This is a genomic window from Amycolatopsis xylanica (assembly GCF_900107045.1).
Lineage (GTDB): Bacteria > Actinomycetota > Actinomycetes > Mycobacteriales > Pseudonocardiaceae > Amycolatopsis > Amycolatopsis xylanica.
The window spans coordinates 256,533-271,338 of the sequence record NZ_FNON01000001.1 but is presented as its reverse complement, the minus strand read 5'-3'; the positions used below and the strand labels follow the sequence as shown (position 1 = coordinate 271,338).

General features: G+C 65.8%; 5 protein-coding genes. All 5 read right to left on the bottom strand.

From position 1 onward, the window contains the following. Positions 1-112: 112 nt before the first annotated feature. Positions 113-2,437: a hypothetical protein gene (locus BLV57_RS01085; protein ID WP_091285416.1), complete on the bottom strand. Its 2,325-nt coding sequence runs from the start codon at positions 2,435-2,437 to the stop codon at positions 113-115. Next, positions 2,434-8,442 (bottom strand): DEAD/DEAH box helicase, encoded by a 6,009-nt coding sequence (locus BLV57_RS01080; protein ID WP_091285413.1) that lies wholly within the window; start codon positions 8,440-8,442, stop codon positions 2,434-2,436. Before BLV57_RS01080 ends, BLV57_RS01085 begins: the two co-directional genes overlap by 4 nt. A 258-nt stretch (positions 8,443-8,700) precedes the next feature. After that, a complete protein-coding gene (locus tag BLV57_RS01075) occupies positions 8,701-10,905 on the bottom strand; it encodes a DEAD/DEAH box helicase (RefSeq protein WP_218134549.1) in 2,205 nt (734 codons plus the stop codon). Between the two features lie 85 nt (positions 10,906-10,990). Beyond that, a complete protein-coding gene (locus BLV57_RS01070) occupies positions 10,991-12,298 on the bottom strand; it encodes an ATP-binding protein (protein WP_091285409.1) in 1,308 nt (435 codons plus the stop codon). Next, positions 12,295-14,442: a tellurite resistance TerB family protein gene (locus BLV57_RS01065; RefSeq protein ID WP_176968459.1), complete on the bottom strand. Its 2,148-nt coding sequence runs from the start codon at positions 14,440-14,442 to the stop codon at positions 12,295-12,297. The genes BLV57_RS01070 and BLV57_RS01065 overlap by 4 nt, the downstream gene beginning before the upstream one ends. Between the last annotated feature and the right edge of the window lie 364 nt (positions 14,443-14,806).

The following is a 14,806-nucleotide window of genomic DNA, read 5'->3' as shown; positions in this document are numbered from 1 at the left end:
ACGGACGACCGGCATCACCGTGCGAACACGCGGTATGAGGTCGACGCTGGGTCATACATCCTCCTGGCTACGAAATCGCGATATGGAATCGAATGCGCGGGCGTACTCGATTTCAGCGCCCGCGGGTGAAAGAGGTGACGAACGTGAAGCCAGGGGGCAGTTCCCTCGCACCGTTCCCGACCCGTTCCATTTCTGCCCGGTAAGCCGCTTTCTGTTCCTCGCTCGCCACGCGACCGAGATGACCGATTCGCCGAACATGCCCTGTCACCTTGGTACTGCGCAGGAACCGCGCTTCGACGGTGCGGGGTGACGACGTAGTACTCGGCCGTGCCTTCGCGACCGCCACGGACGGCTCGTAGACGAGGACCTCGATCTCGCGCTGGCCTGGTTCGGCGGGGAAGCGCAACAGTCCGAGTTCGTCCACACCCGCCAGATCCGCACGCAGCCGGCCATCGCGGATCAGCTCATCGATCGCATCGCCGAGACCGGGTTCGGTACTCTCCCCGTGAACCGCGACACCCAGCCTCGTCCTGGTCAGCACCGCCCGCCCGTCGCTGTCGAGCAAACCCAGCCGCCGCACAGCCCGCAAGACGCGTTCCGGCAGGGTCAGCGCTCCAGCCATGCTGGTAGAGCTGCCTTCCTTTGCCGAGCCACGCTTGCCTTCACCAGGCGCGGCCTCACGCGTGAGGATCGACCTGTCGAACCGGTGCTCGTAGAGCTCACCGTCGACGGTGACCGGTTCCTCCAGCAACGTCGACGTAGCTCGCACGATGCTGCTCCCCCGCGTCCAACTGCACGTCAGAACGATGCCGACGAAGAACTCCAGCGGCCAATCGATCTCGCTCAGCCGCGGCGCGGGTGCGTACAGCTCGGTGGTCGTGTTCTGGACCTGCTGGCAGGTCTCCAGCTCAGCTCCGTCATGGGACAGCATCAACCGCAGTCGCGGCGCCACACCACGCATGGCGGCGGCGACACCGTCGGGCAGGGGCAAGGAGCCCTCTTGCAGGTACTTCAGCCGCAGGGGCTGAGTCCAAGCGATTTCGCTGTCCTTGACCACAAGATCGGTTGGTGCGCCGAGCAGGTCCGCGGAATCCTCGAAGTCCGGCTCGGCCGCGGGTCCCACCTCGGGCAAGGTCGACGACCATCCCAAGCCCAGGGGCTGAGTGATGTCGAGTAAGGCTTCCGCGCCGCCAGGCGCCGCGGATCGCCAGACTCCACCGCCCTGCCAGTGGTCGTCGAGCCGCAGGCTGATGCCGCCCGGCAGCAACCCGGTCGATTCATCGGAGTCACGGCGGACGTAGTCGCTGATCACCGAGTTGGCATGACACACGGCCGCGGCGTAACCGACGCCGACCAAGCACTGCCCCGCACCCTGGATCTGCCGAAGCCGCGGACCGATCGCGAGGTAGGCAGGCTTCGGCTGTATCGCCCAGCGCGGCGGCCGGTCCCGGACGGCGCTTCGTCCTAGTTGTGTGGCGATCATTCCCAGATCCGACTCCCCGAGCGGTCCGTCGTCGGTGAGCCTCGCACCGAACGCGGCGCGGCCAAACGCGTATCCATGCCAGGTCCGGAGCTGGTCGTCGAGGCGGGAGAGAGCGTCACGAATGGTGTTCAGCAGTCCGAGCACGGCGGCCTGGTACTGCTCCTCGCCGGCGTCAGGCGTGAGCAGTGAGCCCAGCGACATCGGGGCACTGGCGCTCATCACCTGATCGCGACCGCGGGTGAGGAGATACCGCGCGTAGTAGGACACCTCGTCCAGGTCAGCGTCTTCGCGCGAGGCGTACCGGGCGTTGTAAACCAGGTGACCGTCGGCGTTCATCGCGCGGCCCGCTCGTCTCGCTCTGTCCACTTGCGACGATTTCAGCGAGAAACCCGGTCCGAACGCGTCGGTGTCGATGACCAGCAGCTCGCTGAGCAACGGCCGGGTATCGGAGTTCGCTTGACCAGGTCCAACGGCACCGGCGGGAGCGCCTGAAACCCAAGCGGGCAGAGAGCCGTCCTCTTGCAGCTCCGGGTGTGCTCCTTCTTTGTAGACGACCTCGGCGAAGAACGGACGGCCGCCGGCGGTGATCTTGACCAATGCGCCCACGGGCAAAGCGTCATTCTCCTCTCCCACATGGATTTCCGGGAAAGAGAACAGCTCGTGGAGCGCGCCGTGCACATAGCCGCCCGCGGTCACGTCGAAGCCGAAGTAGACGGCGTTGAACGCGACGTTGACATGGACGGGAGTCTTCCGCGCGTCGACGAGAGCGGCGAGGTACCGGAACAGCCGCTGCCGTTCCTCGTCCGCCATCGCGTCGAGACCCATGAGCATGCTCGATGTCACCAGAGGAGGGTCGGCGTAGGGCTGCCACACCAGACCCGCGTCATGCTGCGGAGGCTCGTCCTCGTGATCGAATCCGGCGGCACGCTCCCAGTCCACGTCCAGCTCCGTCATATCGTCACCTCCGAGTTCGGTGAAGCGCCTGTGACGGCGAGACGTGCCTGTGCACGCCGCACATGTCCGGTGTCACGCCAGAGCGCACCTGTCTGAACGACCTTCGAGTCGGCAGCCAAGCGGGCCAGTGAGTCTTCGATATCGAACAGCCGCACCGACGGATTGGCACCAAAGAAACGACTCATCCGCAGTCCGGTCCGCAACCGCACTCGCCGGCCCGCAAGCGGATGGAAGTAGGAGTCCTCCCCGCGAAGCGCACGGTAAAGGTCACGTGGGTGCACGCCTCGGAAGACGTCCCAGACGAGGCGTGAAACCTGCTCGTCGAGCCGTTGACGGCGGACCGCCGCGTCGACACGTTGTCCTGCTGCGCGCGGCCGTTCCGTCAGGAACGCTTGAACGACAGGAGACTGTCTGTCCTCGAGTGGCCAGTTGCCCGCATTCCAGCACGCCGAGCACCGATTTCCCGCATGTGAGCAGCACCCGTCAGGCAGGTCCTTGATCCCGAAGTAGTCGGCGAACTTGCGGTTGGCGCACGTGGGCAGGTCCTCATGGAAGTTTCGCAGCAGTCTGATCTCCTCGGCCGCGCGCTGTGCCTTGCCCAAGACCGCAGCCAGAAATCCGCGCGGCAGCACCGAATCGACGACGCGGAGTCCGGTGACGAGCCGCCGAGACGGTGCGGCGCTCACATCGAGCACGCCACGGTCGTGCAGGTCCGCGAGCAGCTGCCACGTGCCGGCCACGTCGTCGACGAGCACCCGGTACCCGGGTACCGTCCGCTCCAGGTGCCGATCAAGGCCGTGAACATCCAGCTTGACGCGGTGCAGGCCTTGTCCCCTGGCGGGCAAAGCCAGCACGGCAGCCACCAGTGCGGCCTCGACGTCGTCGAGCGAACCACCGGCCAGCTCGTGCAGTTCACCGGCTTTGACGGCACAGAATGGCGGGAAATCGCCGAGGTCGACGACCGCGCCCAGTCCGGCGAGCGCGGCGAACACCCGGACGACGCCTGCCTCGTAGTTCTCAGCCGTCCTGCTCCGGCGGGCTTCGTCAAGTGAAAGCTCACCGGCGGCGACATCCGCTCCGATCAGGTTGTCGGCGATCTGTCCGGCGTCGAGCACACCACGGGTGGCCAAGACCTCCTGCCCCATCCGCTCGAGCAACTCCTTGCGCAGGTCGTTGGCGGTCATGAACGCGACCGTGCGCAACCCCTGGGTCGTCAGCAACGTCAAGCCGAGATTCGGGTCGGTGGAAGTCGAGCCGGCATCGCGACCAGCCCTCCCGATCTGCTGGTAAAGCGCGGCGAGGTCGGTTGGCGTGCTGACGCAGAACACGGTCCGCACGTCCGCCCGGTTGATGCCGAGGCCGAACGCGCTCGTCGCCACGATCACGAGCGGAACGAAGCCTTCTTCGTTCTTCCTGGGCGCCTCCCGGAATTCGGTCATGACCGCCGACTTCTCGACCTCGGTCAATCTGCCGTGGAATCGGCGTACCCGAGCCCCGCCGTCACCGAGGTAGTTCCGCAGGTGAGCGTGGAGCGCGACGACCTCCTTGACTGTCAGGCAGTAGAAGATCGCGTGGTCTTTCAGCTTGTCGACGACCTCCTCGGCGAGGCCGGCGGCAATGGCGGGTCCCACTCGCCCCATGCTTCTCCGGAAGATCGCCAATTCAGGACGGATCGGGTTCTCGCGCACGGTCACCAAGCCCCCGGTCGCCGCCTCCGCCGCTTCGACGTCCTCACCATCCACCTCCTCGGACAGTCCGAAGACGCCGCTCCGCAGTCCGGCGTGCACCGTACGGTTCGCCGTCGCGGTCAAGGCGGTAACCGGCAGCCCGAAGTCACGGCGCAGATCGGCCAGTAGCTGCTCGACCCTGCTCATGGCCGGACGGAAGTCGTCCCACTGCACGAAGGTGTGCGCCTCGTCCAGCACCACGCGGGTCACCCGCCCCCGGCCGACGGCCCGCCGCACCAAGTCGCGGAATCGTCGCTGGCAGAGCCGCTCGGGCGACACGTACACCATGCGTATCCCATGGTCGGCAACGCCGCTGAGCTGCTCGGCGACCTCGGTCTTGCCCGCGCGTGAACTCGACTCCCGCATGGGCGCCACCAAGGCGCGGACCGCCCCGCCGATGCTTCGGTTCAGCTCCAGCGCCTGATCCTGCATCAGCGCCACAAGCGGCGAGACTACGATCGTCATACCGGGCAGCACCAAGGCCGGAAGCTGAAAGCAGAAGCTCTTGCCGAAACCGGTCGGAAGCAGGCCGAGCACGTCGCGGCCGGCGGCAACGGCACCGATGACCTCCCGCTGAGCCGGTTTGAGATCCGCGGGCTCATCGGACAAGCGCAACAGCCCGCCGACGACGGCGGAGCGTTCGAGCACCTCCAACTCGAGCGAACCGGCAGCGCGATGCCGCGTGACCTCCTCTGCGGTCATCTCCAGTTCGCGAATACGCCGGGTCTGCGGCAGCAACGTGTGTTCGTGCAGCGCTTCCGACGTGCGCAGTTGTTCGGCATGCCCGGTCTCGAGCAGTCCTTCGGCAGCGAAGAACTGCCAGATGTGAGCCCAGCCTTCGGCCATCGTGACGACGTTCCCGCCTGCCCGTTCACCGGTGACCGGATCCGGCTTCAGCAGCCCAGGCGAGCCGGGCTCCGGGTCGTCGTCCAGTGAGCCCAGGAAGATGTCGCGGTAGGCCCGGCGCAGCGCGGATCTGCCGGCGAGCTTGCGATCGCTGATCACGACCACGCCGCGATGCCGTTCTGATCGGATCAGCCTGCCAACCGCCTGCCGGAGCTGCAGAGCCGCCAGCGGGAGGTAGTAGTTCAAGGTCGCGACCGCATCAGGGTCTTCGGCTCGTGCTGCCTCCGCGCGTGCTTTGACAGCTTCGCGTCGTGCCGCGATGACGGGCGCGGCGAAGGGAGCGAAAGGGAGTTTGTTGATCCATACCAAGCGAAGCCGGTCCGGGACATCGATATCGACGCCCTGCCACAAGCCCTTCGTACCAACCAGGAAGCCGCCGCCGTACTCGCGGTCGTTGAATTCACGGTAACCACGGTGGTTGCCCAGTACCAACGTGGACAACACGGGTGTCTCGTCACCACGCCGTCGCAGGTCGGTCGCCAGATGATCGGAAATCCCGCCCGCTGTCGAGCGCGCTGTCGTGAGAACCAACGCCCCGCCGTCGAAACCACCACGACTTACCTGGTTCTCGATTCCTTCGGCAGGGCGGACCATCTCGCGGGCATACCCGGCGAGCTGGTGCGCGACCGTGCGCATGGCGCCCTCGCTCTGCTCCGCCCAAGACGGGAAGTCAGAGAAACAGACGAGGGTGGACTGCTTCCCGAGGTTGAACGGTGTCGCGAGCGAGAGCGTCGCGATGCCGGGTGACAACCCGAGCCTGCCGCGGATGAAGTCCCACTTCCCTGCCACCCGCAACGTCGCGCTCACGTAGTAGGTCCGGTCGAACGCGGTCAGGAACTGCTGCCAGTGTTCGTCGGCCGACAGCTCCACCGGACTGCTCGCGATCCGGAATCGGTAGCGCCGCAAACCCTCCTTCAGCGCACCGACTTCCTCCGCGTACACGACCCGGTTCGACGTACCCGGCGGCAGTTCGCCCAGCACCGGGTCCTCGTCGTCCTCGTCGCCCTCTTCGGTCAGCTCCGCCTCGCCGTCGAGCGGCAGTTCGTCCTCGGCTACTTCCGCCGCTGAGCTCGCCGGGACGTCGGAGCCGCCCCGCTGTCCGACGATCGAGTTCAGATCGTCGACAACGGAGGCCGACGACTCGTGAACGTGCTTGCACCTGGCGAGCAACGTCTGCACACGCTCACGCTCGAAGAAATCGAGAACCTGCTCGTGTGCTCGCTCATAAGCGCCGAGGGCACCGACCACAGCTTGGCAAAGCCCGCCGAGCCGTGTCAGCAACACCGCCAGCTGTCGCGACTGCGGTATACCGCCCATCCCCATGTAGGCGCTCGCCAGTGTGACCATCCGGGCTCCGACCAGTGCGCCGTCTGCCGCCCCGCAGGCGTCGAACGCCATTCCGGCGACACGGGGAAGCTGCTCATGATCAAGAAATGCCTCGAGATTTCCGGTTGCCTCACTGACGGATTCGCGCGCGTGTCCGCGTCTGGCCGTATCGACCCACGTCTGCAATTCCACCAGCAGGTCTTCGACGGAACGGTAGTCAACCGTAGCGGTCAGTGCGCCGGTGGCGGCGTCCTCGAGCTGATGAGCCTCATCGACGACCAACATCGTCTTCGCGCCGAGCGCATCAAGGTCATCCAGGTGAGCCAGCAGCAAAGCATGGTTGGCGAGTATCAGCCGATGTGAGGTCAGGGCCTCTCTGACGACATCCGTGTGCGCTGCCGCGCCGACCTCTGCGCCCGCCGGGTATTCACCGTTGCTGGCCTGTGACAACGACTCCAACCAGATCGGCAACGCAGGACCCGCGTACTCGCCGAAGAACGCCGGGACGTCGACGGAATCGACCGACCGCGCGAGCCAACCGCTTCGCACGTCGTCGGAAGCGAAAAGCCGCAGCAGGAAGTAGACGAGAAGCTCTCGGAAGACCGGCCGGTCAAGGAACCTGTTGCGCTGCCCTGGCCTCGACTGGCCTTTTCCACGCTCGGTCGACGCATCGGCCAGCAGGACGGTCAGGCCGCGAAGCGAGAGGCGGTTTACCTGCCCTTTTACAAGATCACTCGTTTCGAGCAATCCTGGTACGACCGAATCCAGCTTGGCGACGTCGTCGGCAAGCTGCTGCTGTAACTGCTTGGTGAAGGTCGTGACGACGGCTGTGCGATCAGGAGCCCCGGACAACCAGTCGAGCGCCGCGGCCAAAACCGCGAAGCTTTTTCCCGTTCCGGTCGGCGCCTCGACAAGCGCGGGGACACCTTCGTCCACCCACCGATGCAAGGCCGTGGTCATCTGCTCTTGCGCTGGGCGACGCTTCGTGTCGACGCCATGTGCCACCTCCGCCAACGCGATCGGATCGATCCGTTGGTCTTCTCCACGCAACCCTGTGTCGATGTGCAGCGTCGGACGAATACCCACGCGCTCGTCGACCCGTCGCGGAGCATGGTTCGCGAGCTGCGCGGAAATGATGTTCGCGACGTCGCCCTGCCCATGCGGGGTGATCTCGCCTATCGGACGTCCACCGTCGGCCAGATGACGCAGCAGCAACCAGGCCGGCGAATCGGGGCAGGCCGAAGCGACCAGATCCAGCACCTTTCGATCCCAGCCGGTGATCAGCTGAGCCCCTCGTGCCAGCAACCGCTCCAGCAGACGACAGTCGTCGATCGCGTTGTGCCAGCTCAAGTCGGCGCGATCGACGCCAACCCGGTCGGCGAGCGGACCGAGCTGATGGTTCTCGGCCGTCGGCCACAGCGCCAAAGCCAGGTAGTAGGCGTCGACCGGCACCGGAGCGAGCACAGGCAAGCCTTCGCGGTGGAAGGTCTCCTCCAGCAAAGGGAAATCGGCGACTGTCCCGTTATAGGTGACGAGCATGTCAGCTTCGGCACAGAATGACTGCAGCGCCAGCAACGCCTCCTGCACAGGTACAGCACGTCGTTCATGCTGTGCCCGTAGCCGGTCATGCCGGATCTGCCAAGCGTCGCCAGCCGGCAACTCGACGAAGGCGTCGAAGTCGCTTTCCGCTCGCACCCACTCGGAATCCGTTCCCAGCCTGATGGCACCTATCTGGAAAATCCGCTTCTCGAGGTACGGCTCGGTCGCGGTGGTGCGGACGACGGACTCGACATCGACGATGACGGCGCGCACCGGCGCGCCGTCATCCGGAACGCCCGCCTTCGCATCCGAAATCGTTTCCTTGGCCTCCGGCACAGTGAAGCGATCTCCGGAAAAGAGGAGGGCGCCGGCCTGCACGGCCTCCGTAATTGCCGCTTCGAGTCGTTTCGGGTGCTGCCCGCGAAATCTCTTCCTGGCCAAATCCATCAATTGCGCCCTGGTCAGGGCGACCCCGGCGGCAGCGACGATCTTCGTGATCTGATGCACCGTCGTGCTGACCCTTGCTGGATCCGGTTGTGTCAAGACGTTCCTCTCACTCGCGGCCACAGGTAGTAAGCGCGAGCGAACCGAGAACCGTTACGTCGATCTTCGAAACGGGCCCAGATAGATCCAGAACGTTACATTCGACAAAGACGCGGTGACCGTACAACCGTTGACAGGAAGCCAATACTCTGACATGTGGCCACTGTTCTACGCGAGCCGTTTCCCTCAGGAATCGGCGAGCGCAGCTTATCGTGATCCTCGTCAGGCTCGAAGACCGTTCTGACACGGTGAGGTCGCGCCGGGTTCGTTCGTCACCGGGTCGCGGTCGATCTCCGGCAATTTGTCGACGAGCGTCGTCAAAATGGCCCGCGCGCCAGCCAGATCGAGATGGCCGCGGCCATATGCCAGCTCCCGCAACGGTTTCTGAAGGTAGACGTCGTACTTGTCGATCGTGTTGTTGGGCACGGTCGCGGCCAACGACAGGTCGGTGACGCTGTCGTCGTCGAGCATCCGGCGCACGCCCTGTCGAAGGCGGGCCGGCGAGCAATCGGAGATCGTGAGCGACACACTGTCCTGGCTCGCCCTGAATCCGGACGCGGTCAGCCACACCGCGATCGTGTTGAGCACGCGGTCACCACACCACGGGAAGACGACCGTGTCGTCGCCCCACCGCAGCGCGGGTTCCACGGCCAGGTCAAGCCGTCGATACGCCGCGCGGCCTTCCGCGAGCAGCCGGACGGCCATCGGATCGAGATAGCCGGGGACGTCCTCGGACTCGTACCAGCGGCGCATCCGGTGTCTGACTTCGTCGTGCACCTCGGCATCGCTGCCGACGAAGTTAGGTGCGCGGCCGCCGCTGGCGAGCTTCACCTCGACGAGCTTGGCCTGATCGTCGACCGAGAGCACCTCCCAGCGGCGGCCGGCGAAGATGAGCCTGGAGCCGACCGGGATCGGGAACAGCACCGGCACCGTGCCCAGCGTCCGGCTGCCGTTGACCAGCCGATACTCCTCTCCGGACGCGAAGGCGGCATAGAAGCTGAAGTGGTTGACGATGCGCTCGCCGACGCGCCCGAGCAGCAGGAGGCCGTCCCGCTCCTGCTGGATGAGCTCGGCCTTTCCCATGTCCCGCAGCAGGGCGGTGAACATCGCCTGGTCGACATGAGCGAACGGGCCGGTACCGCAGAGTGCGGTCCACAGTTGAGCAGGCGACGCGCCTTGGTGCTGCGCGATCACCGACATCAGCTGCTGGATGAGCGTCGAAAGGTGCGGCGAGGCCGTGTCCGGCGGCTCGTACCAGCGCTCACCGAGCAGGTCGATCATCGCCACGATCTGAAACAGCTGCGCGCGGAGTTGATCGGCCGGTGGTGTCTGTGCGACTACCTCCTGCTCGGCCACGTACACGCGCAGGATGGCGGGCTTGCCCCGCCGTCCCGCCCGGCCGAGCCGCTGCCGCAGCGCCGCGACCGAGGGTGGCGCACCGATCTGGGCGACGGAGGTCACCGCCCCGATGTCGATCCCCATCTCGAGCGTCGAGGTGCACACGGCGGTCGTGGGACGTCCGCTTTTGAGCTGCGCTTCGACGAACTCGCGCACGTCTTTGGCCAGGTTGCCGTGATGCGGGAAGAACTCGTTCGGAACCCGCTTGTTCTCGCATTCGACGCGAAGCCGGTCCGCGAAGAATTCCACCTTGCTTCGCTGGTTGACGAACACGAGATTGTTGTGACCGCGGAGCACGCCATAGAGATGCTCCGCGATGGCGAGCGAGCCAGGACCCTGACGCGGATCCGCGTCAGGGTCATCCGGGTCGTCGTCCGGCCGTGTGTCGAGGTAGCCGCGGACCTGCAGTTTGATCTCACCGCCGCCATGAGCGGACTCGACGATCTCGATGTCCGCCGCCTTACCCGGCCGCAGGAAATCGGCGGCCGAGGTGAGGTCGCCGAGCGTGGCGGACAGGCCGATCCGAGCGACGCCGTGGCGCACGGACAGCTCGAGGCGATGCAGCAAAGCCTGGAGCTGGGCACCGCGCTCCGTACCGATGAAGGAGTGCATCTCGTCGACGACGATCCAGCGCAACCCGGCGAACACCCTGGCCACGTCCGGTCCGCGGAGCACGAAGAGTGCTTCGAGGGATTCCGGTGTGATCAGCAGAATCCCATCGGGCTTGGCGATGACCTTGGCCTTCGCGGCGCCCGCGACGTCGCCATGCCAGCGGTGGACCGGCACACCGACCTGCTCGCACAGCTCGTCGAGCCGGCGATACTGGTCGTTGATCAGTGCTTTCAGCGGCGACACGTAGAGCGCGCGGACTCCAGTGGCCGCGCCTTTCTGCTCGCCGACCAGTTCGGAACAAATCGGCAGGAACGCGGCTTCGGTCTTCCCCGACGCGGTGGCGGCCGACAGGACCACGTCCTGGCCCGCACGCAGTACGGCCGGGATCGCGCCTTCCTGAATGTCGTTCAGCCGCACCCATTCTCGGCCGTGAACCCACTTCTGGACACGGGGATGCAGGAGCGCATAACTCGAGGAGATGCCTCGATGAGTGGTCATCGCGTCAGAGGCGGAACGAAGCGAGATCGGCCTCGACCGCGGCAGGCTCCAGCGGTTCGAGGTCAGGGTTGACCTCTTCCTCGAGCCGGACGGCGCCGACCAGGGGCCGCCAGTCCTGTCCGGGATTGTGTTCGAGGATGGACAGCAGGTTGAGGAACTCCTTGACTGTGGCGCGCGGAGTACGGAAATAAGCGTCTCCGACGCGTTGTGAGCAGTGCTGCATGAAAGCGCGCAGTGCTTCGTCGGGCAGCAGGTGGTCGTCGGCGACTCCGGCGGCGAAGACGTTGCGCAACTTGCTGAGCAGGATGTAGAAGTCCTCCTGCGACAAGCTGGAAAGCCGGAGCACCGGCCCGGAGTAGTCGACAAGGCCGTCGACGGCGAAGGTGTTTTCCGCCAGCCTGGACTGGAGTGCCTCGTAGGAGTAAAGCCCTCGGCGGGGGTCCATGAGGAACTCCGGAGTACCGCCGAACAAGAAGCCGAGGTGGCCGCTCGTGCCCTGCAGGCTGTCGTTGACGATACGCAGGATCTGCTCGTAGTTGGCCGAACGCGCTTGCGCGGAGGTGAGCTTGTAGAGGTTCACCATCTCGTCCAGGCAGACGACAAGCCCGTTGTATCCCGCCATCCGAACGAACCTGGACAGCAGTTTCAGCTGATCGTAGAAGTTCGCGTCGTCGACGATGCTACGGATGCCCAGCGCGGCGCGAGCGTCGGTCTTGGTGGTGAATTCACCACGCAGCCAGCGAACGGCGTCCGACTTCAACTGATCGTTGCCGGTGTCGTGACCACGCCAGTACGCGGCGATCACCTCGCCGAAGTCATATCCGCCGACGCTCTCGGACAGCTCACCCATCCGTTGCCGGATAACGGCTTCCGGATTCACCCCCTGCTCACGTGCGACAGTCAAGGCCTGCGACACGAACCGTTCGACCACGGCGGCCAGCGCGCCACCGTCCGGCTTCGCACTCGTGGCCAGATTCCGGGTCAGCTCGGCGTAGAGGTTCCGAGCCTGCCCGCCGGTCGCGTGCAGGCGGCGGTCCGGCGCGAGGTCGGCGTGCACGGTCACCAGGCGCTGTTTGAGCGCGATGGACCTGATCAGATGCAGGAAGAACGTCTTGCCCGCGCCGTACTCCCCGATGACGAAACGCGCGGTGGAACCGCCCTCCGCCACCCGTTCCAGATCTCGGACGAGCGCGGTCACCTCGTGCACCCGGCCGACCTGGATATGTTGCTGCCCACTGCGGGGAACCACGCCTGCGCGCAGCGACTGGATGATGGCGTCGCGCTCGCGCGGCCGGATCTGAGCGGTGTTCATGCTAGAAGTTCTCCCAACGCGTAGTCATTCATCCGCAGATCGTCGTCGCCTTCGATGACGGGCTCCTCGGCCATGGCCATCGCAGCCTCGTTGAGCGTGTCCAGAGCGCCCTCCGGAAGCAGATGCGCTCGGCCGCACAGCTTGTCGAACTCGGCTCGTGTCCACCGAGGACGGGTAGCCAGCTCGCGCAGCAGCGTCGAATGGTCGGCGTCGAGTTCGCCGACGAGTTCGACCTGCCACGTCTCGGTCTTCGCCGGTGGAACGGGGTCCGGCTCGTCGTTGAAGATTTCCGCGAGCAGGGCGGAGACCGCCGCGCTCTCCGCCAGCTTGGCCTCGATGACACCTTGGTCCAGCTCGATTTCGGCCGCATCGGCACGCGGACCGTGCTCCTTCGGGATGAGGTAGCCCGTCGGCGAGGTGTCCGCCGCTACGACGGTGACCGGTTCGGTGGCAGGAGCACCACCGCTCGCGACCGCGTGCAGCTTGCCGTACACGGACTCGGGGTCGAGCTCGATCAGCTTGAAGATCTTGCGCAGCATGGTGACCTCGGCAGGCGAAATCCGGCCATCGATGCCTGCGACCCCGATCAAGAACTCACCGATGTCCGCACGTTGGGCGCCGCTGAGTGCGCTGAGCCGCTTCGTAAGCCCTGTCAGCTTGAGGTCGCCGGCGAGCAACCAGGACAGGTGTGCGGTCAACCTCAGCCGCTCCGCGGACGACAGATGCAAGCTCGACTCGAGGTGACCCATGAGATGTTCTCGCTCGGCCTCCGAAACGTCGTCGTCAGCCGCGCTCACCACGGCCGCCAGATGCACGAGCGTGGTCGCTGCCTGATATTCGGCCGATGGCGCGGCCGGCTGCCCCGCCTCAGCTCGGAAGAGCACCATCGGACCGGTCGTCCGCGCCGCGCCGCCAAGCCGCACGTCGGGTTCGATACCGACACCGAGCCGGTCAAGCACCTGCGCCAGCGCCACCGCGTCGGCCTTGGCGAACTTGTCCGACCTGCGTGGTTGCCACAAGTCCGTGAGCGCCCCTGCGTCGACGACCGCCTGCGGCGCGCCTTGCCGCAGATGCTCGGCGACGAATGCGGTCAGCGGACCCAGCGCCGGAGCCGACGCGTCGAACAGCTCGACCGGGAGCAACGCGGCCGCGGCCAGTGAGTGGCCGGCCTCCGGCGATCGCCCGAGCAGCCTGCTGTAGGAATCGAGCGCGTCAGCGCACTCATCCATCAAATCCGACAGCGCGTGGGTCGGCGCCTCCGCTGTCAGCACATCAGGGAAGGCGGTCGGAAACTGAGCGGTGCCGAGCGCGGCGCTCGCGGGGGAATACGTCACCACGACCTTCTGCCGCGCAGGTCGCACGACCATGCCGGCGCCGTGTTTGGCGCGGTACCGCGCCATGAACAACCGGCGGAATTCGTTCGCGCACCGGCCGGCGGGCGTCCGAGGGTAGATCGTCGGATGCGCCATCGCCCAGGCGAATGCCCACTCCTGGGAAACCGGCAGCCCGTCGCGGGCGAATTCACCGATACCGGCCCTGAGCCAGAACGGCGGTTCGAACCGGTCACCCGGCACCGCGTCCGGCGGCGGGTCCGCCGATATCCGCCGTCCCTCACCAAGCAGCAGGTCGAGAACGCCGGCGAACGAGCCTGCCTGGGAACGGAACGAGTAGCTCATGCCGTACAACCGCAGCAACTCGTCCACCTCTCGGCGAATCAGGCCGAACTCGCCACGGACATGCGGATCACGGGCGGCGTCGACCATCACACGCCGTTCCAGACCGTAGAAAAAGAGGAAGACGTAACCGATGTGCGTATCCGGAGCACGGCGACCACCGGCCAGCCACTGGAGATACGCGGCGCGACTGCCAGGCGACATCTCGTGATAGGCAGGCCAGTACTCCATTCCCGCGCCCGCGGTGTCCGGCCGGGACCAGTCGACAGGCAGCGCGGGATCAATGATCTCGCCGCCCTCCGAGCTGTGGAAGAACTCCCGTGGCACAGATCCGACGTAGATCATTCCTTGCGGCAAGGTGAGGCCGCCGACCTGGACCGATCCGCCCGGCGGCACCCACACCGGTCCCGATCGGGCGGGACCACGCGGAACCGAGTTCACCACGTTGCGAAAACGATCGAGCAGACTCACCCATCCTCCCCGGCAGGCTTGAATTGCCGACCATAGCAGCGGCCATAGCAACCTTTGAGGCGTAGGCCACGAACGGCCGAACGGGTGATCAAGCGGCAACTTTCACCAAGTTACTTGCCACGCAGCGAAAGACTATGCATTGCGTGCGTAAAGCCACCAGATCGCCATTCGAGCAACTCCCCCACCATTGGTCTCCGCACTCCGGTGGGTCGAATGGACTCAGTAGGCACGCGTAGTGGAATACGATCATGTGGATGCTTGGGTTAGATGCTTCTAGGCACAAAACACGCACAAAAAGCGCACAAGGGTTGCCAGCCACCACCCCGACGAGTCCCGGATCCGCGAGTACCTCCTTCGCGATCCG

Bases quoted from the DNA above. Each gene is read 5' to 3' on its own strand.
- BLV57_RS01070 (WP_091285409.1), bottom strand. From the start codon at position 12,298: ATGAACACCGCTCAGATCCGGCCGCGCGAGCGCGACGCCATCATCCAG.
- BLV57_RS01085 (WP_091285416.1), bottom strand. From the start codon at position 2,437: ATGACGGAGCTGGACGTGGACTGGGAGCGTGCCGCCGGATTCGATCAC.